At 62.4% G+C, this 25300-nt stretch carries 31 protein-coding genes; 13 read left to right on the top strand and 18 right to left on the bottom strand.

Features of this window, described 5'->3' with window-relative positions:
• Window positions 1-61 precede the first annotated feature (61 nt).
• The gene (locus V7787_RS10735; RefSeq protein ID WP_010953638.1) at window positions 62-526 is read right to left on the bottom strand and encodes a hemerythrin domain-containing protein; all 465 of its coding nucleotides are present in this window, start codon (window positions 524-526) and stop codon (window positions 62-64) included.
• Window positions 527-694: 168 nt separating this feature from the next.
• Window positions 695-1552 (bottom strand): glucose 1-dehydrogenase, encoded by an 858-nt coding sequence (locus V7787_RS10730; protein ID WP_010953639.1) that lies wholly within the window; start codon window positions 1550-1552, stop codon window positions 695-697.
• A 194-nt stretch (window positions 1553-1746) separates the two neighbouring features.
• On the opposite strand from V7787_RS10730, the gene V7787_RS10725 reads away from it, so the two are divergent.
• Window positions 1747-2271 (top strand): hypothetical protein, encoded by a 525-nt coding sequence (locus tag V7787_RS10725; protein WP_010953640.1) that lies wholly within the window; start codon window positions 1747-1749, stop codon window positions 2269-2271.
• Window positions 2272-2327: 56 nt separating this feature from the next.
• On the opposite strand, the gene V7787_RS10720 is transcribed toward V7787_RS10725, so the two are convergent.
• The 4 genes from V7787_RS10720 to V7787_RS10705 all read right to left on the bottom strand — a co-directional run bounded on the left by V7787_RS10720 (window position 2328) and on the right by V7787_RS10705 (window position 5088).
• Window positions 2328-2867 (bottom strand): type 1 glutamine amidotransferase domain-containing protein, encoded by a 540-nt coding sequence (locus V7787_RS10720; protein ID WP_104887464.1) that lies wholly within the window; start codon window positions 2865-2867, stop codon window positions 2328-2330.
• A gap of 92 nt (window positions 2868-2959) precedes the next feature.
• Entirely contained in the window at window positions 2960-3652 is a 693-nt protein-coding gene (locus V7787_RS10715; protein WP_003254014.1) for a DUF421 domain-containing protein, read from the bottom strand.
• Between the two features lie 95 nt (window positions 3653-3747).
• Window positions 3748-4518 carry an SDR family NAD(P)-dependent oxidoreductase gene (locus V7787_RS10710; protein ID WP_064493327.1) on the bottom strand — a complete coding sequence of 257 codons (771 nt, stop codon included), beginning with the start codon at window positions 4516-4518 and terminating at the stop codon, window positions 3748-3750.
• Window positions 4519-4596: 78 nt separating this feature from the next.
• Window positions 4597-5088: a DUF1543 domain-containing protein gene (locus V7787_RS10705; RefSeq protein ID WP_198747246.1), complete on the bottom strand. Its 492-nt coding sequence runs from the start codon at window positions 5086-5088 to the stop codon at window positions 4597-4599.
• Window positions 5089-5248: 160 nt separating this feature from the next.
• Here V7787_RS10705 and V7787_RS10700 point away from each other — a divergent pair, with 160 nt between their 5' ends.
• Genes V7787_RS10700 through V7787_RS10680 form a run of 5 tightly spaced genes read left to right on the top strand, consistent with a single transcriptional unit; the run spans window position 5249 to window position 8340 of the window.
• Window positions 5249-5785 carry a chalcone isomerase family protein gene (locus tag V7787_RS10700; RefSeq protein WP_003254011.1) on the top strand — a complete coding sequence of 179 codons (537 nt, stop codon included), beginning with the start codon at window positions 5249-5251 and terminating at the stop codon, window positions 5783-5785.
• Window positions 5786-5787: 2 nt separating this feature from the next.
• The gene (locus V7787_RS10695) at window positions 5788-6324 is read left to right on the top strand and encodes a DUF3833 domain-containing protein (RefSeq protein ID WP_003254010.1); all 537 of its coding nucleotides are present in this window, start codon (window positions 5788-5790) and stop codon (window positions 6322-6324) included.
• Window positions 6321-6626, top strand: a complete 306-nt coding sequence (locus V7787_RS10690; protein ID WP_003254009.1) for a DUF6482 family protein — start codon at window positions 6321-6323, stop codon at window positions 6624-6626. Before V7787_RS10695 ends, V7787_RS10690 begins: the two co-directional genes overlap by 4 nt.
• A gap of 8 nt (window positions 6627-6634) precedes the next feature.
• On the top strand, window positions 6635-8161 hold the full coding sequence (locus V7787_RS10685) for a cryptochrome/photolyase family protein (protein ID WP_336087937.1): 1527 nt from the start codon (window positions 6635-6637) through the stop codon (window positions 8159-8161).
• Window positions 8158-8340 (top strand): DUF2256 domain-containing protein, encoded by a 183-nt coding sequence (locus tag V7787_RS10680; RefSeq protein ID WP_080574912.1) that lies wholly within the window; start codon window positions 8158-8160, stop codon window positions 8338-8340. Before V7787_RS10685 ends, V7787_RS10680 begins: the two co-directional genes overlap by 4 nt.
• Here the strand turns inward: V7787_RS10680 and V7787_RS10675 are convergent.
• From V7787_RS10675 to V7787_RS10645, 7 genes are all read right to left on the bottom strand, one after another.
• Window positions 8278-8766 (bottom strand): DUF2878 domain-containing protein, encoded by a 489-nt coding sequence (locus V7787_RS10675; RefSeq protein ID WP_336087932.1) that lies wholly within the window; start codon window positions 8764-8766, stop codon window positions 8278-8280. The genes V7787_RS10680 and V7787_RS10675 overlap by 63 nt on opposite strands.
• Window positions 8766-10028 (bottom strand): SAM-dependent methyltransferase, encoded by a 1263-nt coding sequence (locus V7787_RS10670; protein WP_104887469.1) that lies wholly within the window; start codon window positions 10026-10028, stop codon window positions 8766-8768. The genes V7787_RS10675 and V7787_RS10670 overlap by 1 nt, the downstream gene beginning before the upstream one ends.
• A complete protein-coding gene (locus V7787_RS10665) occupies window positions 10003-10812 on the bottom strand; it encodes a DUF1365 domain-containing protein (protein ID WP_010953649.1) in 810 nt (269 codons plus the stop codon). The genes V7787_RS10670 and V7787_RS10665 overlap by 26 nt, the downstream gene beginning before the upstream one ends.
• Window positions 10809-12056, bottom strand: a complete 1248-nt coding sequence (locus V7787_RS10660) for an NAD(P)/FAD-dependent oxidoreductase (protein ID WP_064493321.1) — start codon at window positions 12054-12056, stop codon at window positions 10809-10811. The genes V7787_RS10665 and V7787_RS10660 overlap by 4 nt, the downstream gene beginning before the upstream one ends.
• A 6-nt stretch (window positions 12057-12062) precedes the next feature.
• Window positions 12063-12815 carry an SDR family NAD(P)-dependent oxidoreductase gene (locus tag V7787_RS10655; RefSeq protein WP_064493320.1) on the bottom strand — a complete coding sequence of 251 codons (753 nt, stop codon included), beginning with the start codon at window positions 12813-12815 and terminating at the stop codon, window positions 12063-12065.
• On the bottom strand, window positions 12812-13234 hold the full coding sequence (locus V7787_RS10650) for a nuclear transport factor 2 family protein (protein WP_064493319.1): 423 nt from the start codon (window positions 13232-13234) through the stop codon (window positions 12812-12814). The genes V7787_RS10655 and V7787_RS10650 overlap by 4 nt, the downstream gene beginning before the upstream one ends.
• A gap of 103 nt (window positions 13235-13337) precedes the next feature.
• A complete protein-coding gene (locus tag V7787_RS10645) occupies window positions 13338-13784 on the bottom strand; it encodes a PAS domain-containing protein (RefSeq protein ID WP_064493318.1) in 447 nt (148 codons plus the stop codon).
• 153 nt (window positions 13785-13937) lie between these two features.
• On the opposite strand from V7787_RS10645, the gene V7787_RS10640 reads away from it, so the two are divergent.
• Together V7787_RS10640 and V7787_RS10635 are read left to right on the top strand one after the other, a co-directional pair.
• Entirely contained in the window at window positions 13938-14825 is an 888-nt protein-coding gene (locus V7787_RS10640; protein WP_010953653.1) for a MerR family transcriptional regulator, read from the top strand.
• Window positions 14822-14980 (top strand): hypothetical protein, encoded by a 159-nt coding sequence (locus V7787_RS10635; protein ID WP_198747249.1) that lies wholly within the window; start codon window positions 14822-14824, stop codon window positions 14978-14980. Before V7787_RS10640 ends, V7787_RS10635 begins: the two co-directional genes overlap by 4 nt.
• Window positions 14981-14991: 11 nt before the next feature.
• Here V7787_RS10635 and V7787_RS10630 read toward each other — a convergent pair whose 3' ends face one another.
• The 5 genes from V7787_RS10630 to V7787_RS10610 form a co-directional block, all read right to left on the bottom strand.
• Complete coding sequence (locus V7787_RS10630; RefSeq protein ID WP_064493317.1) at window positions 14992-16629, bottom strand: mechanosensitive ion channel family protein; 1638 nt, start codon at window positions 16627-16629, stop codon at window positions 14992-14994.
• A 67-nt stretch (window positions 16630-16696) separates the two neighbouring features.
• Entirely contained in the window at window positions 16697-17056 is a 360-nt protein-coding gene (locus V7787_RS10625; RefSeq protein WP_003253997.1) for a cupin domain-containing protein, read from the bottom strand.
• Window positions 17053-17646, bottom strand: a complete 594-nt coding sequence (locus V7787_RS10620; protein WP_232968616.1) for a GNAT family N-acetyltransferase — start codon at window positions 17644-17646, stop codon at window positions 17053-17055. The genes V7787_RS10625 and V7787_RS10620 overlap by 4 nt, the downstream gene beginning before the upstream one ends.
• 196 nt (window positions 17647-17842) lie before the next feature.
• Window positions 17843-18802 (bottom strand): ribose-phosphate diphosphokinase, encoded by a 960-nt coding sequence (locus tag V7787_RS10615; RefSeq protein ID WP_336087916.1) that lies wholly within the window; start codon window positions 18800-18802, stop codon window positions 17843-17845.
• Window positions 18803-18897: 95 nt separating this feature from the next.
• Window positions 18898-19887 (bottom strand): universal stress protein, encoded by a 990-nt coding sequence (locus V7787_RS10610; RefSeq protein WP_336087914.1) that lies wholly within the window; start codon window positions 19885-19887, stop codon window positions 18898-18900.
• 243 nt (window positions 19888-20130) lie between these two features.
• Here V7787_RS10610 and V7787_RS10605 point away from each other — a divergent pair, with 243 nt between their 5' ends.
• The 5 genes from V7787_RS10605 to V7787_RS10585 are packed head-to-tail and all read left to right on the top strand — an operon-like array spanning window position 20131 to window position 25246.
• The gene (locus V7787_RS10605; protein ID WP_064493313.1) at window positions 20131-21540 is read left to right on the top strand and encodes an LLM class flavin-dependent oxidoreductase; all 1410 of its coding nucleotides are present in this window, start codon (window positions 20131-20133) and stop codon (window positions 21538-21540) included.
• A 20-nt stretch (window positions 21541-21560) separates the two neighbouring features.
• Window positions 21561-22532, top strand: a complete 972-nt coding sequence (locus V7787_RS10600; protein WP_064493312.1) for an AMP-binding protein — start codon at window positions 21561-21563, stop codon at window positions 22530-22532.
• On the top strand, window positions 22529-23299 hold the full coding sequence (locus V7787_RS10595; RefSeq protein WP_003253991.1) for an ABC transporter ATP-binding protein: 771 nt from the start codon (window positions 22529-22531) through the stop codon (window positions 23297-23299). Before V7787_RS10600 ends, V7787_RS10595 begins: the two co-directional genes overlap by 4 nt.
• On the top strand, window positions 23296-24177 hold the full coding sequence (locus V7787_RS10590; RefSeq protein ID WP_003253990.1) for a branched-chain amino acid ABC transporter permease: 882 nt from the start codon (window positions 23296-23298) through the stop codon (window positions 24175-24177). Before V7787_RS10595 ends, V7787_RS10590 begins: the two co-directional genes overlap by 4 nt.
• A gap of 4 nt (window positions 24178-24181) precedes the next feature.
• Window positions 24182-25246 carry a branched-chain amino acid ABC transporter permease gene (locus V7787_RS10585; protein ID WP_003253989.1) on the top strand — a complete coding sequence of 355 codons (1065 nt, stop codon included), beginning with the start codon at window positions 24182-24184 and terminating at the stop codon, window positions 25244-25246.
• Window positions 25247-25300 lie beyond the last annotated feature (54 nt).

Here is a 25300-nt window from a genome sequence, read left to right as displayed (position 1 = left end):
AACATTAATCCCTGGCGTCAGGCCGGGCCGGTCGTGCCCGACCCGGCCTGGCGCCTTTGATTCAAGCGGCCCGTTGCTCACCCTTGAGCAGTTTTTTCTGGGCTTGCATGGCGAGCCCCAGCTCGTCCAGTTGGTCTTTGCCGAGGAGCTTTTTCGCGGTGGGGAAGAGTTCTTCCTCCTCTTCCTCGATGTGATGCTCAAGCAGCTCCTTCATCACCTTGACCCGACCGGCGAACTCAAGCGTGCCTGGCTGCGTATGAAGCAGATCAGGCAGCACCAGGGCGTCGACCGTCCGGTGTTCTTCCTTGGCTTCGTAATACATCTTGGCTTCCTCTTTACCACCGGCTTGCTTGATCGCCGGGTAGAGAATGTCCTCCTCCAGAGCGGTGTGGATTTGCAGTTCCTGCTCAATGCGTTGCAGCAGTTCGGCGCGTTTCTTCACGGCACGCTCTGTGGTCGCACAGAGCTCTTCCAGCAGCTTCTTGACTAATTTATGGTCTTGAACCAGCAGGTCGATAGCATTCATGGTGTCACCTCGTCGCGGGCGAATGAAAAATGGCTTGCATGAGGTTGAGTAGCAGTGGGCGGCAGGGTTCAACGCTGATGACGTCTGGTAGGGCACGCGTCAAGCTCAGGCTCGATACCGCTCTGCCAGAGGCGCCGAGGCCCACGTCAGCAGGCGCCGGCAGCACGATCACAGAATAGGTTTGCCCCCCGTCACGGCGTAACGCGAACCCGAGATGTAGCTGGCCTCATCGGACCCCAGCAAGACATAGATTGGCGCCACCTCCACAGGTTGACCCGGCCGTCCCATCGGGTAACCGGAACCGAAGTTTCTCACCGCCTCATCAGGCATGGTGGCCGGGATCAGTGGGGTCCAGATCGGGCCGGGTGCGACGCTGTTGACGCGAATGCCCTGCTTGCCCAGCAGTTGCGCGAGGCCTGCAGTGAAATTGGCAATGGCCCCTTTGGTCGCGGCATAGGCCAACAGGCTGGGTGACGGGTCGTCAGAGTTGACCGAACTGGTGTTGATGATCGAACCGCCCTTTGGCATCGAGGGCAAGGCGCGCTGGCAAATGCGGAAAATGGCGGTGATGTTGGTATCGAAGGTCTTCACCCATTCATCGTCGTCAATGTCGTCCAGGCTTTCATGGGCCATCTGGAACGCGGCGTTGTTGACCAGGATATCGATGCGACCAAACTGCGCCACTGTCTTGTCGACGATGTCGTGGCAGTGCTGTTTCTGTGCCAGGTCGCCGGGCAGCAGCAGGCACTGGCGGCCAGCCGCTTTGACCCAGCGCGCGGTTTCCTGCGCATCGTCGTGTTCATTCAGATAGGCAATGGCAACGTCAGCGCCTTCTCGGGCATAGGCAATCGCCACCGCACGCCCGATGCCACTGTCAGCACCGGTTATCAAGGCGATCTTGCCTGCGAGGCGATTGTTGCCGGTGTAGCTCTGCTCACCGCAGTCCGGATACGGATCCATCTTGCGCTGGGAACCGGGAACGCTTTGCGGTTGGGATGGGAATGGAGGGGTAGGGTAGTCGCTCATGCTGGAAGCTCCTGCAGGGTTGGAACGCTCATTCCCGTTCGAAAGGCGCGCCAGGCCAGTGTTGAAGTGGATCTTCGTGCTGAGCGACGAGCGGTTGATGCACCCATTCCCAGTGAATTTTTACCCTCCGCCTAGCTCTACCGCTGACGGGGCCTGCTGGCATGGGTGAGGCCCACGTTATCAAGGAGTCTGCAGTGCCTCGAATCATCACGCCTTCCACGCCGGAACATGAGATCGATCAGACGAACGAGAGGATGTTCGGTACGCCCAAGGAGCGGCTGGATTTCTATCGACGCGAAATTCAGTATGAGACCACCATCCTGGCCAACCGTACCGACGCTTATCTTGCGGCCCAGTCGTTCCTGGTGATCGCCTACGTGTCATCGATGGGTAACCTGAACCAAAGCTGGGGCGAAATGTTCACCCTGATGGTCCCGGCTTTTCTCGCACTGCTCGGCGTGCTCAGTACACTGAATGCCTGGCCTGGCATCCGCGCGGCCTTCCGGATTATCGAGCACTGGCAGATGAAGCAGAGCCACTTGCTGCGCAGCGAGCCGCTGATGGGGCTGGCCTATGACGAGTCGCCGCTGTTCTGCGAGGCCGAAACCTCTCAGGCGGGGCACCGCAAATCGCTGCTGTTTTCCTTGCGCACGCCCTGGATTTTCCTGTGCTTCTGGGTGTTGCTGGGCAGCTATTCGGTTTTCATCCAGCTGGCGTGATCAGCGCGCGCTGGTCGCCACCATGGGCAACCAGCACGCACTGAACAGAACCAGGGTCAGTCTGCCAGTGCCTTGATCAACTGCTCATTGAAGGCGGGGATATCGTCCGGCTGGCGGCTGGTGATGAGGTTGCCATCGACTACCACTTGTTCATCCACCCACGTACCGCCTGCATTGCGAATGTCATCTTGCAAGGTCTTGTAGCTGGTCATTCGTTTGCCTTTGGCCAACCCGCTCGATATCAGCAGCCACGCGCCGTGGCAGATAACCGCCACCGGCCTGCCGGCCGCATCATGGCTTTTTAGCAGTTTCTGCGCGCCGGGGATCAAGCGAATGGTGTCGGAGTTCTGCACACCGCCAGGCAGCACCAAAGCGTCGTAGAGGTCAAGCTGCGCACTGTCGAAAGTCGCATCCACGCTGAACGCGTCGGCGGGTTCGTCATGGTTCCAGCCACGTACCGTGCCTTCTTTCTCGCTCAGGATATCGACCACCGCGCCGCTGTTTTCCAAGGCTTCACGCGGGCCGGTCAGTTCCACCTGTTCAAAGCCATCGGTGACCAGAAAGGCCACGCGCTTACCGTTCAATTGGGCACTCATCATTTTCTCCTCATGCTGATAGGCCTTTCATAAGGGCCTGCAAACAGCAAGCAAAGTTCCTGCTCGATGCCTGGCGATATGGGGAGAACCTGCTAACGGTTGCGCACGGTATCCAATGCAGGCGACCAGACCGTATGACCGCAACGTGAACACGCCAGGGTGTCATGAGGCTCATGGTAGGCCGGGAAACCACAGCTCACGCAGCAATGCAACCCGGCGCCGGGCGGCGATGTGTACTCCGGGCGATGCTCGACCGGCAGCACTGACAGGCCTGGGCGTGTGTCTTGCTGATCGTAGAAGTACAAACTGAGATCGCCATCGGTTTCCAGAAGGCCCAGTCGAACCTGACCCAGGTGCTCGACACCTTGCTGGCGTAGCTCCATGAACAGCTCATTCGGTGAAATGTTCATGTGCCGCAGCGAATGGATTTCGTACATGCCATCTTTCACTACCGTGACCGGCAGCCCGTCGATCCAGGCCTCGCAGGTTCTGTTTCGCCTCATGAGGTAGACCGTTCCTCGGTAAAGCATGAACAGCGTGAGGAAAACCAAGGCCACCGGAAGCAGCGGTACGTCCTCGTAAAAGGTCACATCGCCGGCAGCTGAGCCCAGGGTGAGAATGACCACGAGTTCGAACCGGGACAGCTGTCTGATCCCGCGCCGGCCACTGAATTTCAGAAAGAAGAACACGGCCAGGAAGGCCGCTGAAACACGCACAGCAACTTCCAGCAGAAAGGTAAAAGGGAAGTCGCCTATCAGCATCCGTTGCAGATCAAACGAAACCATTCGTTCCACCCTTCCTTCTGCCGTTGTCAGATAAAGGGTTGACCGTTCTCGCTCAGGGCTGGTTCATCGACTTGGCCTGCAACTCTCCGCGCGCGTCACCAGGGAATCGGCGTGCCATCCCACGCCCAGAACGTTCCGCTCTGCGCCGGGCCGTGACGGCTCACAAGTGCCAGGATGCAGGTGGCGGCAAACGCGGGCGAGAACAGTTTGCCCGGCGGCACATTGCCCTGAAAGGGTCGGGAAAGCTGGGTGTCGGTGGTGCCGGGATGCAATGCAAGTACCGTTGACGCGGGGTTCAGTCGCTTCAGCTCGATGCTTGCAGTGCGCAGAAGCTGGTTGAGCGCGGCTTTGCTGGCACGGTAGCTGTACCAGCCCCCCAGGTGATTGTCGCCGATCGACCCGACCCGCGCCGACAAGGCGACGAAGGCCATTGGGTGCCGACGCAGCAGCGGCAGCAAATGCTTGAGCAGCAGGACAGGGGCGAAACAGTTGGTTGTGAAACTGCTCAGCAACCCCGCCATATCAAGCTGGTTGAGCGCTTTTTCAGCCCGTGCCGGGCCTTCTTGCAGCACGCCAAGCGTGCTGAAGACCAGGTTCAGCTGGTCGCAGCAGGCGCCCACCTGTGCTGCCAGAGTGTGCAGTGCCTGCTCGGACCGGGCGTCGCAGTCGAGGCGAACCAACCGTCGCCCGTGCTCTGTGAACAAGGTATCCAGCGCAGGGCTGGTGGTGGCTCGTCGCGAAACGGCGAACACCAGCCCGATGTCATCGCGCGCCAGCAACTGCGTGCACAATGCCAGGCCAATCCCTTGGCTGGCCCCGCAGACCAGCACGTTGGCGGGTGTCTGAAGGTCGTTGATCAGGCTCATCGGAGTGTCCTCTTGGCTGGGCGCTGGCGCCTCGTCCTGTGATGCCTGCCAACGTTCTTGCACCTGGCAGGGGTGAGCTCACAGCAGGATATAGTCGCTGTACTGCCGTAAGCCGTCATGTGGCCCTTCGATCAAGTGCACGTAACGGTCGTTCACCCAGTCGATCGGCAGGCAATCGTCGACGTCCAGTACCGCGTCGGTATGCGGCTTGAGCCAGTCTGCCTGCAGGCGCTGTTTGCCCAGTTGCCTGGCCTCGGCCTTGTCCTTCGCCACCACCAGCAGGTAGCGGTGTGCCTCGCCAAACACTCCGGGCTCGTAACCGCCAAGGTTGATGAAGAACAACCTGGGTTCGTGTGGGCCAGGCGCTACCTGACTGAACGCGACGCGGTAGCGGCCAATACCGTCGACTTCCATCCATGAGTCGATGTGCAGGCCCGTTCGGCTCCCGAACCAGGCTTGGCGCAGATGGGGGTAGGCCTGTTCAAGTGAGTCCGCCTGCGCGAACAACACGTCGTGGACCTCGATATTGGCCCGTGGGTGGCGTCCACCGAGCATGACGACGTACAGCATGAGCAATTCCTTCTATCTCGACTTTCATGGGTGTTCGATAACGGGGGCGCGAGGCTTGCAGAAATGTGCATGCTTGGCATTGAAATCTGTACATGCTCCAGCGAATATGTGTACAAGAGTTTACTATTGTATAATATTTCCCAAAGTGCTCGAGGTCAGAATGGCGCACCCTGCACGTTGGACCTGTCTGTGCCTGCTGCTAGCCGCCATGTCGTCGGCGGCAGACTGGCGAGCGGAGCTGCCTGCGGCGCAACGGCTGGGCGCCGGTGATTTCACCTGGTTTGGCCTGCGGCTGTATACCGCCCGGTTATGGGCAGTTGGCCCGGTTCAGGACTGGAACCAGCCGTTCGCCCTTGAGCTGCTGTATCACCGTTCATTGTCCCGGGACACGCTGGTCAAGGCCAGCCTCGAGGAAATGCAACGCCTGGGTGGCGGCAGCATGACGGCACAGCAACGCGCGGCATGGACCAGGGCGATTGAGCAGGCATTCGTGGACGTGAGCCCTGGCATGCGCATCACGGGCTTGTACCTGCCGGGGCAGGGTTGCCGCTTTTACGTCGACGGCAAATTGAGCCACGCGATCGACGATCCGGTGTTCGCCCGGGCCTTCTTCGCCATCTGGCTTGACCCGCGGGCCAGAGACCCCCAATTGCGTCAGCGGCTGCTTGGGCTGGCTGGCGATGACCGAGGAGCCTGAACATGTACAAAGCGCTGTTGCTGGCTGCCTGCCTGCTTCTGGGCAGTTGTGGCAATGTCGGTATCGAGCACTATGCCCAGGAGCAGCCGAAGCTGGACCTGGCGGCGTTCTTCTCGCGCCCGGTTCAGGCGTGGGGGATGTTCCAGAAGCGTTCCGGGGAGGTGGTCAAGCGCTTCCACGTGCGCATCGACAGCCGCCGCGAGGGTGAGCGGCTGATCCTCGACGAGCATTTTCTCTATAGCGATGGCACACGCCAGCAGCGTACCTGGACGCTGGTGCCGGACGGCCCCGGGCGCTGGCGGGGAACAGCGGGGGACGTGATTGGCGAGGCGCGTGGCGAAGTGGCGGGCAACGCGCTGCGATGGCGTTACCAACTGGATCTGCCGGTCGACGGGCGGCACTGGCAGGTCGACCTGGACGACTGGATGTACCTCATGGATGACGACACCCTGATCAACCGCTCGAGCATGAGCAAACTGGGCGTGGAGATTGGCCAGATCACCTTGTTCTTCCGCCGCCTGCCAGAGGGCACACCATGAACCTGATCGCGCTGACCCAGCTGGTTTCGACCGGCGAAGCCAAGGAACTTGAACTGCTGTCGCTGGAGGGGGGCTTCTACCTCCTGCGCGCCCTGACCGACGCCGGCCCTGTGACATTGAGCGATGCCCAGGGGCAGCCCGTGCGCGTGCGCTCCACGACCGAACTGCGGCAGTTGCTGGCCGACCTGCCGCCGGTGCCGTGCATGCTGGTGCAGCAGGTGGTGCACGATGAGATGTGCGGGCAACGTGACGGCCCCATCGCGCCGCTGCGTGTACCGGTAACGCTCACCAGCCAGTGGTAGCCCGGACGATGCGCCTGGGCCTGGTGCTGGGTGACCAACTGTCGTTCGACCTGGCAAGCCTGGCGTCCCTTGACCCTGCTCGCGATACGGTCCTGATGGCGGAAGTGGAGGGGGAGGCCCGATACGTACCGCATCATCCGCTGAAGATCGTTCTCATCTTCAGCGCCATGCGGCATTTTGCCCAGGCCCTGCGTGAACGGGGTTGGCAGGTGCACTATGTCGAGCTGGACGCCGAGGGTAACAGCGGCAGCATCGTGGGTGAGTTGCGTCGATGGCAACAAGCCTTGGGCGCCACCCACATTCACTTGACCGAGTGCGGTGAGTGGCGCCTGGAGCAGGCCTTGCGTGATGCCGCACTGCCGCTTGTGTGGTTTCGCGACACGCGTTTTCTGTGCTCCCGTGAAGCCTTCGGGCGCTGGGCCACAGAACGTCGCCAGCTGCGTATGGAGCACTTCTACCGTGGCATGCGCAAGCGAACCGGCCTGCTCATGGAGCCTGACGGCAGCCCGGCAGGGGGAGCCTGGAATTTCGATGGCGACAATCGCAAGCCATTGCCACGGCAGCTGCGTGGCCCATTCGCTGCGCATTTTGCGCAAGACGACATCACGGCAGCGGTGGTGGCCTTGGTGCGTCAGCGCTTCAGCGACCACTACGGGGGCGTCGACGGTTTCGATTACCCCGTGACCCATGCCGAGGCACAACAGCTGTGGCAGCATTTTCTGGATTTCGGCCTGGCGGCTTTCGGTGACTACCAGGATGCGATGGCCGAAGGCGAGCCGTACCTGTTTCATGCGCGCATCAGTGCGGCGCTCAACATCGGCCTTCTGGATGTACGTCGTCTGTGCGACGACGTCGACAAAGCCTGGCGTGAGGGGCGGGTGCCGCTCAATGCAGCCGAAGGCTTCATTCGCCAGCTGATCGGCTGGCGTGAGTATGTGCGTGGCATCTATTGGCAGCGCATGCCGGCGTATGCCGGGCTCAATCACCTGAACAACCACCGGGCGCTGCCAGAATTCTACTGGACCGGGCGCACCCGCATGCGCTGCATGGCGCAGGCCATCGGGCAGACCCTGCGGTTGGGCTACGCTCACCATATTCAGCGGTTGATGGTTACCGGCAACTTCGCCTTGCTGGCCGGTATCGTGCCAACCGAGATTTGTGAGTGGTACCTGGCGGTCTACATGGATGCCTTCGAGTGGGTCGAACTGCCCAACACGCTTGGCATGGTGATGCACGCCGACGGCGGCTACCTGGGGTCCAAGCCGTACTGCGCCAGTGGTCGTTATATCCAGCGCATGTCCGACCATTGCAAGGCTTGCAGTTACAGGGTCGACCAGGTGACCGAAGACGATGCCTGCCCGTTCAATGCCTTGTATTGGCATTTTCTTATTCGCCATCGCCCCCAGCTCTCGGCTAACCCGCGCCTGGCCCTGGTCTATCGCAGCCTTGATGGCATGCCCGCTGGCCGTCGCGATGCGGTGTGGCAACGTGGCCAGTCATTGCTGGCGCGGCTCGATGCGGGGCAGGCGTTGTGAAAAAGAGCCTTCTGCCCAGCAAGGTTTGCGTGGTGTGTGGCCGGCCGTTCACCTGGCGCAAGCGCTGGGCACGCTGTTGGGAGCAGGTGCGCTACTGTTCCGAGCGATGTCGGCGGTCAGCGCCGCGCCGCGATGCGCGCCAGCAGGGGCAGGGCCAAAGCCCATATCGGCATCAGTAGCAGGCCGGTTTCCAGCGCGCCCAATGGCAAGGCGACACCTGCCAGCCTGGCGCCGCCTACGTAGGCCAGAGGGCCGCCAATCGCCCCCAGCAGTGCGCCGATTCGCCAGTGCCTGCCGGCCCATGCCAGGCTGTGACGCATCCCGCTGGCCAGCACCAACCACAGCAGCGCTAGCCACAGCGGCAGGGGCCCGGCGTCGAAACCGAACACCCCCAGTGCTCCCAGCACGCTGTCGAGCACGCAGCCGACAAAGGTGACACGCAACAGCGCCTTGAGCTCGGCATTGATGTCCGGGCACAGGCGCAGGTGCGCTGCCACGCCCGGAATCACCAGCAGCAACAGCAAAGGCCGCTCGGCGCCCAGCACGCAGACCCACCAGCCGGCTTGCAGCCAGAGGGCATTGCCGATCAGCCAGCGGCTGTGCATCAGGCACCGCCAGGCAAGGGCGCGCGGCGTGCCTGGGGTGCTGCCCAGAGCAGGTGCGCAACACCGATCGCGCGTTCCTCGAAACCGCCCTGGCAATAGCAGAGGTAAAACTCCCACAGGCGCTGGAACATGTCGTCGTAGCCAAGGTCCGTCAGCGCAGTGCGTGCCTGACGCAGGTTTTCGCGCCAGTGTCGCAGGGTGTGGGCGTAGTCCAGGCCAAAATCTTCCATGTGCACAAGGTTCAGGCCAGTGTGCCGGCTGGCGGTGTCGAGCAACACGCTCAGCGAAGGCAGGGCGCCACCGGGGAAGATGTAGCGCTGGATAAAGTCGACCGAGCGCTGCGCCTGGGCATAGCGCTGGTCGCGGATGGTGATCGCCTGCAATAGCATCAGGCCTTCAGGCTTGAGCAGCGAAGCACATTGGCGGAAATACACCGGCAGGTAGCGATGGCCGACCGCTTCGATCATCTCGATCGAAACCAGTTTATCGAACGTGCCTTGAAGGTCGCGGTAGTCTTCGCGGAGCACTTGCACGCGCTGCCCCAGCCCCAAGGCCTTGACGCGCTGCAGGGTATGGCTGTACTGGGCCTCGGAGAGCGTTGTGGTGGTGACCCTGCAGCCATAGCGGGTGGCTGCGTGGATAGCGAGGCTGCCCCAGCCGCTGCCAATTTCCAGCAGGTGATCGTCAGGGCTCAGCTCGAGCTTCTGGCAGATGCGCTCCAGCTTGTGCAGCTGGGCCTGCTCCAATGTTTGCCCAGGGTATTCGAATTGCGCAGCCGAATACATCATGGTGGGGTCCAGCAGCCGCTCGAACAGGGCATTGCCCAGGTCGTAGTGGGCCAGAATGTTGCGCCGGGCACCGCGCTTGTCGTTGCGGTTGAGCCGGTGCAGCAGGCGCAGGGCAGGGCGGCCCAAGCGGGCCAGGCCACCCTCGAGCGCGTCGAGCACTTCAAGGTTGGCGACGAACAGGCGGGTCACCAGCGCCAGGTCGGGGCTGCGCCAATAGCCGTGAATGTAGGCTTCGCCAGCACCGATCGAGCCATTGCCGGCGATCAGGCTCCAGGTGGCGTCATCGAGGATCTCCACCTCGGCCTGCAACGGGCTGTCGGCATCACCGAAACTCCACTGCTGCCCGTGGCTGAGCAGGCGCAGGTGGCCGTGACGCAGCTTGCCCAACTGGGCGAGCACGGTGCTTCGTGCCAGCCCGCCGAGCAGGGGCGCAAGGCCTGCGAACTTGCTAACGCTCAGGGTGGGATTTGACATCATCAAGGTCCTCGCAAGGTTGGCCGAGTGCCAGGTCACCCTGGCAGGTGGTGTGGTCATGCACGGGGGTGCGTTTGAGTAACAGGCGCAGCGCTTGCCAGTAGATGGCCGAGACAGTGCGCAGGCTCATCCATGGGAAGTTCAGGACATACCGACGTAACGCTGCTCCATCCAGTGGCTTGCGGCGCAGGGCGAGGTCGGCCTCGAACACCTTTGTGCCGCCTTGCCAGTTCTGCATCTGAATGCGTACATGGTCCGTGTCCAGGAAAAAGCGCAGGCGATAGTCCATGTCCAACGGCATGAACGGCGACACATGGAAGGCCTTGCCGACGCTGAAGGGCCTGGCAAGGTTGCCTTGCACCGGGAGCACGTAATGAAAGCGTTCACGCCAGGGCGTGTTGCGCACTTCCATCAGGATCGCGGTCAGGCACCCGTCGCGGTCATGGCAGAAATAGAAACTCACCGGGTTGAACGACAGCCCCCAGCACCGCAGTTGCGTGAGCAGCTGTACCCGGCCTTCGGGCAGGTGCCCCGTCGCCTGCCCGACCAGCAAGCGTGCAGCCTGGGCCAGCGATTCGCCTTGGCGGGTCAGGGCGGGCAGGTAGTCGGTCTCGCGCCAGCACAACGGCGCCAGGCGCCAGCGTCCCAGCCAGCGTGACAGGCCCATCAGCCAGGATTGTTCGTCCAGGTCCAGGTAGAACATGCCGATCCGGTAGCGGAACGCGTGGACCCGCGGCGTCAGCCGACGGTGGCTGATCCAGCCCACGCAGAGGCTGCTGTTCACAGTTGCTCTCCGAAGTGCGCGGCCACCTTAAGTGCGCTGACCACCCCGTCTTCATGAAAGCCATTGCCCCAGTAGGCGCCGCAGAAGTAACTGTGCTGTTGCCCTTGCAGTTGCTCCTGGCACGCTTGCGCGGCGGACGCTGCAACGCTGTACTGGGGATGGGCGTACTGGAAGCGGGCGATCACCTGCGCCGGGTCTATCAGTGCGGTCTGGTTGAGGCTGACGCAGAAGGTTGTCGGTGCCTGGATACCTTGCAGAATGTTCATGTTGTAGGTCAGCGCGGCGGGAGCCTGCTCGGTGCCGCCCAGGCGGTAGTTCCAGCTGGCCCAGGCGCGCTGGCGGCGTGGCAGCAGACGGGTATCGGTGTGCAGCACCACGTCGTTGCTGGCGTAATCGATGGCGCCGAGTACGGCGCGCTCCTGGTTGCTGGGGCTTTCCAGCAGCGCCAGGGCCTGATCGCTGTGGCAAGCGAACACCACATTGTCGAAGCGTTCGGTGCCGGCCGCGTTCACGAGGGTCACGCCACCTTCGTCGCGGCTGACCCGGTAAACCTTGCAGTTGAGGCGGATGCGCTCAGCGAACGGTCGGCACAGCGGTGCGACATAGCTGCGCGAGCCGCCTTTGATCACCCGCCACTGTGGACGTTGGTTGACCGACAGCAAGCCGTGGTTGCGGCAGAAGCGCACAAAGAACTCAAGCGGGAAGTGGAGCATGTCTGCGCGAGACATCGACCAGATCGCCGACCCCATCGGCACGATGTAATGATCGATGAAGCGTTGCCCATAGCGGTTCGCTTGAAGGTAGTCGCCCAGCGTGGTGCTGGCATCGATACGCCGGTTGTCCAGGTCGGCCAGTGCCTGACGGTTGAAACGCAGAATGTCCCGGATCATCCCCCAGAACCCTGGGGACACCAGGTTGCTGCGTTGGGCGAACAGGGTGTTCAGGTCGTGGCCGTTATATTCCAGGCCCGTGATCGGGTCATGCACGGAAAAGCTCATCTCGGTCGGCTGTGATGGCACCTGAAGCTGGTCGAGCAAGCGGATGAAGTTCGGGTATGTCCAGTCGTTGAAGACGATGAAACCGGTATCTATTGCATGGCGCTGGCCTTTCCAGACCACATCAAGGGTGTGCGTGTGGCCCCCGACCCATTGCTCGGCCTCGAAAACCGTGACTTCGTGTTTGCGTGACAGCAAATGGGCGCAGGTCAGCCCCGCGATGCCACTGCCGATGATTGCTATACGCATGGATCATCATTCCTGTTCATGACGGGCGAGGCGTTGGCCCAGCGCCAGGCGCAGACGCGCGGGCAGCGCCCCGAGCAGGCGCAACACCAAGGTGAAAAGACCGGGGAAGTTGATTTCCAGGGGGCGGCCGGGCAGACGCCTGGCGATATGCCGGGCGGCACGCTGCGCGGACCACAACTGTGGCATGGGGAAATCGTTGCGCCGGGTCAGTGGCGTGTCCACGAAGCCTGGGCTTACCAAGGTGACCGCGATGCCTTCGCGGGCCAGGTCGATTCGCTGTGACTCCACCAGATAGCGCACTGCGGCCTTGGACGCGCCATAGGCGCCGGCGCGGGGCAAGGCCAGCCAGGTTACCGAACTGCCCATCACCACCAGGTGGGGGCGCTGGCCGGCGCGCAGCAAGGGTAATGCTGCCGCCAGGCAGTAGCTGACGCCCAGCAGGTTGGTGCGCATTACGCGCTCGACCAACGCCGGATCGAAATGCCCAGGCTCCAGGTATTCGCAGGTGCCGGCGTTGAGAATGGCCATGTCCAGGCCTCCCCAGGCCTGCTCGATTTGCGCAGCGATGCCGGCGACCTGCTCCGGGTTGTCAAGATCGCCAATGGCCAGCAATGCCTGCCCGGGAAACCGTTCGGCCAGCGGGGCAAGGCGGTCGGCGTTGCGCCCGCCCAAGGCAACCTGGTGGCCTTGCTCCAGGAGGACTTGCGCGAGCGCGGCACCGATACCGCTGCTGGCGCCGGTCAGCCAACAGCGGCTCATGCCAGCCTGCCTTTGAGCCAGCGGATCGCTGTGCCCATGACGGGAAGGTGCTCATAAAGCAGGGCGCCGGCGTCGAAATAGTCCTGGTGAAAATGCACACGGTCGCGCCAATGCAGGCAGCTGCAGCCTTGCAACGTGATCGGCTGGCCGCCGGCCAGGCGCGGGTGGCAAAACTGCAGTGTCCAACGCAGGTAGCCCTGCCCGGGCTTTACCTCGTCGGCGCTGGTGAAGGCGTAGCGGATATCGGTGGCGTTGGCGTACAACTGCTCGAAGTAGGCATGCAGGGCCTGCAGCCCCTGTATCTGGTGCAGGGGATCACGGAAGGTAACATCGTCGCTGTACAGTTTATCCAGCGTGTCGAGGCTCGCCCCATCAAGGCGGGCGAAGCGCTCGGCGAACTGCTGTAGGTACGCTGACATACTGGGCTCCAGGCAATCCTGTACAACATTGAATTGTTGTACAGGTATAACTGAAGCCTAAGCTTTTATCTATACAAGTCAACGTCCTTGTATAGGTTTTTTGTCAGCGCTTGGCCTGGCCCTGCTGCCGGCGCAGTTCCGCCACTTCAGCCTCCAGCTCGCGAACCCTTTCCTCGGCGAATACTTGCGCTGTGACATCGCGCTGGATGCCGATGTAGTAGGTCAGCTGGTCCGCCTCGTTGTGCACCGGTGTGATGGACAACTCGTTCCAGAACAGGCTGCCGTCTTTGCGGTAGTTGCGCAGCACCTGGCAGCAGGGGCGGCCTTCGCGGATCGCTTCGCGGATGGTTGCGATGCCCGGCTGGTCGTGATCCTCGCCCTGAAGAAAACGGCAGTCCTGATAGAGAATATCGTCGGCGCAATAGCCGGTCAGGCGCTCGAAGGCCGGGTTGACGTAGATAAGGATGCTCTCATTGCCTTCCTGCTCGGCGACGACGATGCCATCGTTGGAATGTTCGACCATCAGTTGCAGGAGTTTTGCGTTGATCATGGGGCTCACCTACAGGCATTTCGTATGCGATGTGCGCCAAAGGCTTCCGTGCAGAAGCTTTTGGCGCCGTTTGTTGCATGATGAACCAAGGAGGCTCGCCGCAGAAGGTGCATCTGGGTTTAGAATGTATCACCCTCTGGATGACACCTCGTTATGACCGACGCCACCCCACCCGAATTGCTACCCATGCGCGATGTGGTCAGCCTGACCGGCATCAATCCGGTGACCTTGCGTGCCTGGGAGCGGCGTCATGGGTTGATTCGCCCGCAGCGCACCGAGGGCGGCCATCGCTTGTACACGGCTCAGGATGTGCAGCGAATACGCGACATCTTGCGCTGGACCGCCAACGGCCTGCCCATCAGCAAGGTTGGCGACAGGCTCGCCGGCCAGCCTGAGGCGCCTGTGCAGCAGCCCTCGGCCTTTGACGACTGGCGCGCCGCCGTTGCGCGCGCTTCCAGGGCATTCGATGCGCAGGCGCTGGAAGCGATCCATGGACAGCTGTTCACACTTTTGCCAAAGGCCACGGTGCTGCGGGACGTGCTGATGCCGGTTTGGCATGACCTGGCTTCAGGCACTGCGCCAGGCCAGCGTAGCCAATGGCTGTTTCTCGATACGTTCTTGCGCGCCCGGCTGCTGCTGCGCTTGCAGATGAACCAGGTCGATGCGCCGCGGGTGCTGCTGGCGGGTACCGAGGGTCAAGCCGAATGCCAGGTGTTGTGCGCCGGGCTGCTGTTGAGCAGCGAGCGACAACGCATCGACGTGCTCGGCTGCGGACAGCCGCTGGAAGAGCTCCCGCTGCTGTGTGCAGCGGTGCAGCCTGCGGCACTGGTGATCGCGCTGCAGCCACCGGTTAGCCCTGCCTTGGCCAAGCGCCTGCGCTCGCTGCAGATGGAAATTGATTGTCCGCTGGCCTTGACGGGCGAGGGGCTGGCCGGTGTGCAAGCGGCCTTGCACGGGCTGCCGGTATGCCTGCTGGACGAGCAGGGTGCTGACGTCGCGCGCGTGCTTGACGCCTTGCTCAGGGGGGCGCTGGACCTTTGAGCTTGGTTCTGCGCAATACTCAAAGTGGTTGGGTGCTAAGCGGGTTGGTGATGGGGGTGCTGCTCGGCATGCGTTGGACCCATATCGGCCTCACCGTCTCCAATGTCCTGCTGGCGGTCTGTGGGCCGCTGATCATTGCGCTGACCGGCACCTGAGGCCTCATCGCTCACGCGGTGTTTTCAGGTTTGGACGGGGCCGCGTGCCACTGCTCCTTGGGCACCCATTTGGGTTGCTCGGGGTCGCTCAGGTAGTGAGGCGACATGATTTGCACCCCATACTCGTTGAACACGTCCTGGATATTGGCGTGCAACAGGCTCAGTAGTTGCGCGCGGGGCCTGGGCTCTGACGGAATGGCCTGGGCCACTAATCGGTACTCGGGGTAGAAGTCCGACAGCGCCGTCTGGAATACCTGGGGCGTGGGCGTTTGCAGCACGCCGTCGGTGCGCCGAGCCGCTTCCAGCAACATCGCCTCGACCTGACGCCACGGGGTGTCATAGCCGATGGTCACCACGGTATCGACCACATAGCCTGGCCCTTGCACGATACGTGAGTAGTTCTTGGTCACCGAGCCGGTAATCATCGAGTTGGGGAGTGTCAGCACTTCGCCAAGCCCGGTGCGAATGGTCGTGGTGAACATGCCCACCTCGGTCACCGTGCCCTCGTAATCACCCACACGTACAAATTCACCGGCGCGCAGCGTGCGCGTGTAGGTGAGGATCAGTCCGGCGGCGCCTTGGCCGATGACACTGGTCGCCCCCAGTGAAATCATCAGACCGAGCAACACTGACAACCCCTTGAAGGCATCGGTACCCGAGCCGGGTAGATAGGGGTAGGCCATCACCAGGGCGAATAGCCATATTGCCAGCGACGTCAGGCGCATGGTCGGTTGCAAGGTTTCGGCGGTCAGCCATTTCAACGTGCCCGGGCGTGCCATGCGCCTTAGCACACGCTTGGAGAAGGCGCTGATGCCACGGGCGATGAAGAAGATCGACAGTGCAACGGCCAGGCCGGGCATGGCACGCAAAATACCGCTGATCAGGTAGTTGAGCAGCTCCATCAGGTGGATATTGAGGCTTTCCCCCCAAGACCTCGTGTAGGGGAACTGAGACAGCACGAAGCCCAGCCACTGGTAGCAGAACAACAGCACGACCAACCAGTACAGCAGCCAGAGTGAGCGGTCGATCAGGTAGTACAGGTTTTGCAGGTCGAACAGTTGCGTGTGTCCGACCTTGAGGCGCTCGGAGTGTTTGCCCATCAGTTTGGGCAGCAGCCCCAGGAGCTTGCGTCGACAGTAGCCTGCGGCCTTTACCAGCATGAAAAAGACCACGGTTGCCGCAGCGCTGTAGCCTATCGCGGTGAGCAAAAACCGCAGGCTACGCGCCTGACGGGTTTCCTCGACGACAAGGCGCAGGTTCTCGGCGGCCTGCTCGGCGGCTTCGCCTGTTGTAATGTTGTCGGCCGCAGCATCCAGTGGCGTCACGATGAATGCACGGCGCCCGCCCAGCAGCACCAGGTAGCTGCGCAGGATAGGGTCGACGCGAACCTCCAGGTCGTTCGTTTCCTGGAGCGTTTCCTCGATGACCTTCTTGGCGCGCTGGGCGCGCACCTTGGGTGTTTCGCCCAGAAGCGTCGCACGAAAGACCAGCACCGTGCGGTTGATGACGGTCAGCGGGGCGGGTTCGGCAATCACACCCTCTATCTCTGGCCCGACCTGAGGGGTGTCTGCGTGGAGCAGGGGCGAGAACAGCACGTGGATCAGTAGCATCAGCCAAGCAGCCCGTCCCAACCTGCGCTTCATGCCCATTTAACAGCCCCTGTGCCGACGAGTGGATTGCTACCAGCATAGTCGGCTTCAGCAAGCATTCAGTGGCTTAGTTCGCGGGCACGAGGATCACGAAATTCTTCTTCATGTCTTCCACTACGGTCCATTTGCCCTTGGCGCCCGGTTCGATAATGAACGTGTCGCCAGCGGCCAGTGTGACCGGGGCGCAACCCTCAAGCTCGATGACGCAGCACCCACTCAGGACATGGCAGAACTCCCAGACTTTGTAGTCAATGCGCCACGCCCCGGTGCTGGCTTCCCATTCTCCGGAAATGCGACCTTGCTGTTCATCGTGATAGTACTTGGACGTCAGCGTGTGAGGGGTGCCTTCCAATACTTCTTCAAAGAAGGGCAGGTCGCGCAGCGGTTGGATATCCAGTTCGCGGAACACGGTCAGTTTCTGGTTCATGGCTGTTTCTCGAGCACGTTGTGAGTAGGGCGATACATTAAATAGGCTTCACCGGTGACGCCCAGCATCGGGTGCGGAACGATCTGGCAGGTTTTAACAATTTGAAAACCATGACGTTCGTAGAAGCGGCGTGCACCGTGGTTTTCTTCGTAATCGATCAGGCACAACCCATCAAGGCCCGCGTCGTCAGCGCGCTGCTGGGCGTGGCGAAGAAACTCGGCACCCAGCCCCTGGCTCCGCCAGGCCTCATCCAGTGCCAGGCTGGATATGTACAAGGTATCGGGTATTTCCATGTCGGAATAAGGCGCGAGGACGGGGTCGGTCTCGACTGGCCTGTCAGGCGTTGCGCGCAAGGCATAGCTATGCATCATGCCGATGACGCGCCCTTCAAAAGTGGCCATCAGGCAGTTCTTGTATGAAAAGTCGCCCTGTTCTCTGGCATAGCGAGACGCACCGACACTCAGCAAGGCTTCTCCAGGTGCGGCGAGCTTGCTCCATATGTAATCGGCCATGCCCTCCGATGTCAGTTGAAAGAAGCGCGCAATATCATGCGCGTCCGAGACTCGAGCGGGTCTGAAGTCGATAGGCATGTGCAGTGCTCCCATGGTGCCGGGGTTCAGTTTTCAAGGGATACGCCTTTGGCTGGGGGCAGGGTAGACGGTTATAGCGGTTCCCATGATGCTCTGCGCGAACACCATCAGCATGGCCTGCGACACTGCCCTCATGGCCAAATGGCCCGACGATTTCAGGAGCAGGGACACTCCGCCGGCGCCGCCTGCACCGGGGTCATGCGCCAGTGCCCGGACGGTTGGCAAGCAACTCGGCGACCAAGGCGCTGGTATCGACGATATCCAGTTGCGCCAGGCATCGCACGGGCAGGCGAAAGGGGGCGATGCTGTCGGCCACCAGTACCCGTTCGAACGCGCCACTGTCGAACAGCTCGCCACCGGTGGTGAACAGGCCGTGGGTGGCCGCAGCCAGTATGCGGCTGGCTCTGGCCTGCCGGCAGGCCTGGGCAGCGCGTAGTAGCGTCTGCCCCGTGCTGATCAGGTCGTCGAACACGATGACGGTGCTGCCTGCCACGTTACCGACCAGGTGTTCGCCGCTCAGGCCTGCCTGCTGGCGGTGTTTTTCCATCATGGCCACCGAGACCGGGCGCGCCAGCAGGTGCGCCAGGACCTGGCGAAACTGCTCCGCGCGTTTGACGCCACCGATATCCGGTGACATGACCGTGACCGCCTGCTCACCGAGTAGCGGGGCCAGGCGTTGGGCGAATAGCTGGGTGCATTGCAGGTTCCAGCTCGGGATTCGGTAGGCGTTGTCGAAGGCGCTGGGGTTGTGCACGTCCAGCGCCACAATGCGGTCCACGCCGCAGCTTTCCATCAGCCGAGCCACATGGCGGGTGATGATAGCGTCCTGAAACTCCACCTTGCGGTCCTTGCGACCATAACAGAGGTAAGGCGTGACTGCCGTCACCTGGCGGGCAGCAGCGTCCTTGAGCGCGCCACAGAAGAACAACAACCGGCATAGCTTGTCATGCGCGCTGTGGTGCGCGTCACCATACAGCGAGTGAAAGACGATGACCGATCGACCGTCCACCGATTCGCCAGGCCAGCACTTGTGCTCTCCGTCCTCGTAGTCGCGCTCTTCATGTGCAGACAGTTTCCTGCCCAAGCGTTGCGCCACGGCATTCCCATAGGCCTGGCTGCCTTGCAAGGCGAACAGCAACGGCGGTGTGTCATTCATGCCCTGCGCTCCAGAGGTCGTTCACAGCGACATGAGCTGCATGGCACTGTGCGGTTTGATGAGTATCCAGTCGAGCATAGCCAGCGGGCGATCGTTCAACCGTGAATCGCCAGAATACTGGAGTGAATCTTGTACAGGGTTTGCTCGGTAGTACTGCCGACGACCTTGCTCACCCCCTCGTGGTAGAGCGTGCCCATCACCACCACATCGAAGCCTTGCTGGTTCGCGTATTCGCTGACCACGTTACGGGCAGCACCCCGCACCAGGTGCAGGTGATCTGGCTTGATGCCATAACGGCCGCCGAACGTCGCCATGCGCTCGCGCGCACGACCGGACATTTCCTCGGCCAGTTTGTCTGTCCAGGCAACGGGTGCGGCGGCATAGGCAACGAAGCTGGCGCTGGGTTCGTAGGCCTGCAGCAGATGCAGTTGCGCCTTGCAGCGTTGTGCCAGTGCCTGTGCCGATTGCAGGATGTGGTCGTTGAGCTTGTCGATCACCGGGTCGTGCTCGACCAGATCAACGGCGACCAGTATGCGCGCTGGCAGCGTCGTTTCAGCCTGGGCTACCAGGTGCAGCGGGATCGGGCAGCGGCGTAGCAATTGCCAGTCCAATGGCGTGAGCAGGGCACGGCTCAAGGCGGTTTCGTGCTGGATGTCCTTGATCACCATCCCTATCCGGTGCAGTTGGGCCAGCCGGATCAAGTCCTTGAGCGGGTCTTGATCGTCCAGTGTCTCGGCGTAGGCGGTAATGCCCAGCTCGCCCAGCGCCTTCACCTGGTCAGCGAGCCAAGCCTTTCGATGCTCGGCGTCCTGCTTGCGGGCGTTTTTGCGTAGCACCTGGTCCAGGGTTGCCAGGCGCGAGGGCAATTGACTGAGCGCCACCAGGTGCAAGGTAGCACCTGTCGCACTGCTCAGCGCTTGAGCACGCGTCAGGGCAGGCGAAGGGTGCAGGTCTGGATGGCAGATCAGCAGCAGTCTTGAGTAAGTGTTCATGATGGCCTCCACCGCGGTGGCAGCCTCGATGAAGGCCCACCGGTTCAGGCCAAGCGTGACGCAGTGGGGCTCGATGACCTTGATATTTATCAAGATTGGCTGAATGCGGTGTACTCATGACCGGGTCGCAGAGCTCGGCATGTTTCTCGCTGCGCATCAACACTGTTCGCTGTTGTACAGCTGATCAGCAGTGATGTCGTCCTGCAGGCATTAAAGCTGCTTCGAGTAATCTCTATGTCATTGTAAATAAAGAAAATATTTATTGGCATGGAATGTGTTGATAGAGCATTGAGAGGCGCCGAAACAGGGTGCCGAGCCTATCGATCAGGAGCTCCCATGCCACGTGAAATTCGTTTGAACGCCTTCGAGATGAACTGTGTCGGCCATCAGTCGCCCGGACTCTGGAGGCACCCCAAGGATCGCGCCTGGCAATACAAGGATCTGGAGTACTGGACGGATCTGGCAAAGTTGCTTGAGCGCGGTAAGTTTGACGGCATCTTCATCGCCGACGTGATCGGCATCTACGACGTGCTGGGCGGCAATGGCGATGCGGCCATCCGCCAGGCGACCCAGGTTCCGGTCAATGATCCGCTGGCGCTGATCACCCCGATGGCGCTGGTTACCGAACACCTCGGTTTTGGCCTCACCGCCTCGCTGACGTTCGAGCACCCGTATCCTTTCGCCCGGCGCCTGTCGACCCTGGATCACCTGACCAAGGGGCGCATCGGCTGGAACATCGTTACCTCGTACCTCGACAGCGGCGCGCGCAACCTCGGGCAGAAGGCGCTGAGCGACCACGATGCGCGCTACGACTACGCCGACGAATATCTTGAAGTGCTCTACAAGCTGTTCGAGGGGAGCTGGGAAGAGGGCGCTGTGCTGCGTGATCGCGAGCGCGGTATTTTCAGCGATCCGAGCAAGGTTCATGCGATCCGCCATCAGGGCAAGCACTTCCAGGTGCCCGGCATCCACCTCTGCGAGCCTTCGCCGCAGCGCACGCCGGTGCTCTATCAGGCGGGGGCGTCGAGCCGTGGCAAGGACTTCGCAGCCGGACACGCCGAGTGCGTGTTCGTCGCCGCACCGTCCAAGGTGATCCTGAAGAAAACCGTGGCCGACATCCGCCGTCGCGCTGCCGAGGCCGGGCGTGATCCACGCAAGGTGCTGATCTTCAACCTGCAGACGGTGATCGTCGACGAGACCGACGCCAAGGCTCAGGCCAAGTGGCAGGAGCTCACGTCATATACCAGCTACGAAGGTGCGCTGGCGCTGATCTCGGGATGGACGGGGATCGACTTCGGCCAGTACCGGCCCGACCAGGTGCTCAAGCATATCCATACCAATGCCATTCAGTCGGCAGTGGAAACCTTTTCCACCGCCGACCCCAATAAGCAATGGACGGTGCAGGAACTGGCCGATTGGGTTGGTATTGGCGGCTTCGGCCCGCTGATCGTCGGCAGTGCGCAGACCGTCGCCGACGAGCTGCAGGCCTGGGTCGAGGAAACCGACGTGGACGGCTTCAACCTGGCTTACGTCCTGGCCCACGAAACCTTCCGCGATGTGGTCGAGCTGCTGGTGCCCGAGTTGCAGAAACGCGGTGTGTACAAGACCGAATATCGTTCCGGAACCCTGCGCGAGAAGCTGTTCGGCGATGGCCCGCGACTGCCCGCCAACCATCCTGGCGCCGGCTATCGCGACCTCAGCCAGCAGCGCGAAAACGTCGATGTCAACCTGGCCGAGCCGGCCTGAATCGGCAGAGGAGTCATCGCATGAGCATTCATGAACGCTATCCGCCGTTGCCCGACGTAGTGGCCGACAGCGCGCTGACGGCGCTGCAGCGTTGGGCCAGAGAACGGCCGACACAAATCGCCCTGCGTCATCGCCGTCTTGGTGCGTGGAAGGCCTGGCGCTGGATCGATGTGCAGCACGAGGTCGAGCGGGTTGCCAACGGCTTGCGCCAGCAGGGGTTCGGCCCCGGGCAGCGCCTGGCATTGAGTGGTGCCTTCGAGCCGAGCCTGCTGATTCTGGCGTTGGCTGCCCACCCGCTTGGCGGCCAGAGTCTGGTGATTGGCCGCGACAGCCGTGGCGATGAGCTGCAACGGCAACTGCGCCAGGGGCGTCCGACGTTCGCCTTCGTCCAACGCCGTGAAGACGTGTCGCACTGGTTGGGTAGCGGCCTTGCCGAGCTGTGGCCACTGCGTTTGTTTTCCGCCCAGGCCAATGTCGTGAGCAACGGCTTGTGGCAGGTGCAGCCGCTGTCGACGCTGTTTGTCGGCGAGGCGCCGGTGGCGCAGCGCCAGGGTTGGGCGCAGGTCGCCGAAGATGACGTGCTGTGGGTCGATGAGGGCACCGAATGGCATGAGGGATTGGGGCATTTGCTGAGCCGTTGGTTGCAACATGGCGAAAGTCTAGCCTTCCCGGAAACGAGCGAGTCTGCTGGTCGCGACCGTCGCGAAATCGCCCCGACCGGGTTGTTGTTGTCCGCTGCGGGGGTCGAGGCGCTGGCGGGCGAAATCGATGCCCGCCTGGCGCCACCAGGCAGTTGGCGACGGCGTTTGTGTGACTGGACGCTGGAGAATCCACACCAGGGCTTGCGTCGCTGGCTGAAGCAGCGGGTGCGGCGTCTGCTCGGCTTCCATCGCTTGCGCCGGATCGAGGTGCCAAGTGCGTCTGCCAGCGTGGCGCTACAAGGCCCGGCACGCTTGTCATGGCTGCACGAATATCTGGAGCGCGCGGCATGAGTGCTTTGCTGGAGGTGCGCAACGTGTCGCTGTCGTTCAAGGGCGTGAAGGCGATTTCCGACTTGTCCTTCAGCGTCAGGCGCGGCGAGATCTGCGCCCTGATCGGGCCGAATGGCGCCGGCAAGAGCTCGCTGCTGAACATCCTCAATGGCGTCTACCGGGCCGATGCCGGCCAGCTGTTCTTCGCCACCGAGCCGTTGCGCCGGCCGCACCCGCTGCAGGCGGCGCGGCTGGGGATCGGCCGTACCTTCCAGAACAATGCGCTGTTCAAGAAGATGAGTGTGCTGGACAACCTGCTTACCGGTCTGTCGCGTTTCCAGCGCAGTTTCTTTCTCGAACAGGCGCTGGGCCTGCCACGTGCCCGGCGCGAGGCCCGGGCTTTCGCCGAGCGCGCCGAGCAGGTGCTGGAGTTCCTCGAGCTGCAGCCCTGGCGCGACGTTGCCGTGGGCAGCCTGGCCTATGGCCTGCAGAAACGCGTGGAGCTGGGGCGTGCCCTGATCGCGCAGCCGACCCTGCTGCTACTCGACGAGCCGATGGCGGGGATGAACGCTGAAGAGAAACAGGACATGAGCCGCTTCATCGCCGATATCAACCGTGATCTCGGCACCACGGTGATTCTCATCGAACACGACATTCAGGTGGTCATGGGGCTGTCCAGCCACGTGGTGGTGCTGGACTACGGGCGCAAGGTCGGCGATGGCACACCGGCCGAAGTGCAGGCCAATCCCGATGTGATCGCCGCCTACCTGGGAGCGCCGCACGGATGAACTTCTTCCTGGAAACCTTGATCGGCGGCTTGCTCGCCGGCACCCTGTATTCGCTGGTGGCCATCGGCTTCGTGCTGATCTACAAGGCCAGCGGCGTGTTCAACTTCGCCCAGGGCGCGATGCTGCTGTTTGCTGCGCTGACCTTCGTTAGCCTGCACGAGCAGGGCCTGCCGTTCGCCCTGGCGTTGGCCCTGACCGTACTGGTGATGATCGTCGGCGCGCTGCTGATCGAGCGCCTGGTGCTGCGGCCCCTGGTCAATCGTTCGCAGATCACCCTGTTCATGGCCACCCTCGGCCTGTCGTTCATCATCGAGGGCCTGGCCCAGGGCTTGATGGGCGCCCAGGTGCGCGCGCTGGATCTGGGCATCGAGGACGTCCCGCTGTTCGTCGGCGAACTGATGATCAGCCAGTTCGACCTGGTCGCCTCCGGCGTTTCCGCCTTGTTGGTGGCGGTGCTGGCGCTGCTGTTCAACAAGACCCGCATCGGTGTGGCCTTGCGTGCGGTGGCCGACGATACCCGCGCGGCGCTGTCGCTGGGCATCAACCTCAACCGCATCTGGCAGATCGTCTGGGCCGTGGCCGGAATGGTCGGGCTGGTGGCCGGGCTGCTCTGGGGGGCGCGCCAGGGCGTGCAGTTCTCGCTCTCGCTGGTCGTGCTCAAGGCGCTGCCGGTGCTGATCATCGGCGGCTTCACCTCGATTGGCGGAGCCATCGTCGGCGGGCTGATCGTCGGTGCCGCCGAGAACCTCGCCGAAGCCTACATAGGCCCGCTGATCGGCGGCGGCATCACGCCCTGGTTCGCTTATTTCCTTGCCCTGATCTTCCTCTACATCCGTCCGGCCGGCCTGTTCGGCGACCGGGCCACCGAACGGGTATGACGCGATGACCGCTACCGTTTCACGCCTGGGCGCCGGCTTCGACGAGGCGCCGCTGACCCTGGTGCGCCGTCGCTGGCCAGTGGGCCTGCCGTTGTTGCTGCTGGTGGCCTTCGTCGGCTTGCCCTGGCTGGGCAACGACTACTGGCTCAACGCGATCCTGATTCCCTTCCTGGTGCTGTCGCTGGCCGGGCTGGGGCTGAACTTGCTGACCGGCTACACCGGGCAGACCTCGGTCGGTGCCGCCGGCTTTATGGCGGTGGGCGCCTTCGCCACCTACGGCCTGCTGCTGCGTGTGCCTGGGCTCCCGTTGCCGCTGGCGCTGATCGGCGGCGGGCTGATTGCCGGCCTGGTCGGCTTGCTGTTCGGCATACCCAGTTCGCGGATCAAGGGTTTCTACCTGATGGTCACCACGCTGGCTGCGCAGTTCTTCCTCGAATGGGTGTTCGCCAAGTTTCCCTGGTTCTACAACCATGCCTCGTCCGGCACCATCAGCGCACCGCGCCTGGAGTTGTTCGGCCACAGCCTGGCCTCGCCGGTAGGTCGCTACCTGCTGACCCTGAGCTGCGTGGTGCTGCTGACCTGGGTCGCGGTCAACCTGGTGCGCAGCCAGGTCGGGCGCAACTGGATGGCGATCCGCGACATGGACACCGCCGCCTCGGTGATCGGCATTCCGGTGGAGCGCTACAAACGCCTGGCCTTTGCCGTCAGCTCTTTCTACCTGGGCATCGCCGGGGCGCTCTGGGCCTTCGCCTACCTGGGCACGTCCAGTGCCGGCAGCTTCGATATCAACCGCTCGTTCCAGATCCTCTTCATCATCATCATCGGTGGCATGGGCAGCATCGCCGGCAATTTCATCGGCGCGGCTTTCATCAGCCTCACACCGATTCTGCTCAGCCATGCCGGGCAGTGGCTGTTCGGCGGCAACGTCGATGCCGGGCAATTGCAGAACCTGCAGAAGATCCTCTTCGGCAGCCTGATCATCTGGTTCCTGATCAAGGAGCCGGAAGGCCTGGTACGCCTGCTCGGCGACCTGCGCGAACGCATCAGGGTCTGGCCGCTGCGATTCTGAGCACGACCGCCTCTTTCCATGAACCTTGACCCGACCGCGGGAAAGGAGGTTTTC

The sequence above is a fragment of the Pseudomonas sp. CGJS7 genome (genome assembly GCF_036961695.1).
This window is presented reverse-complemented; position numbering and strand designations above follow the sequence as displayed.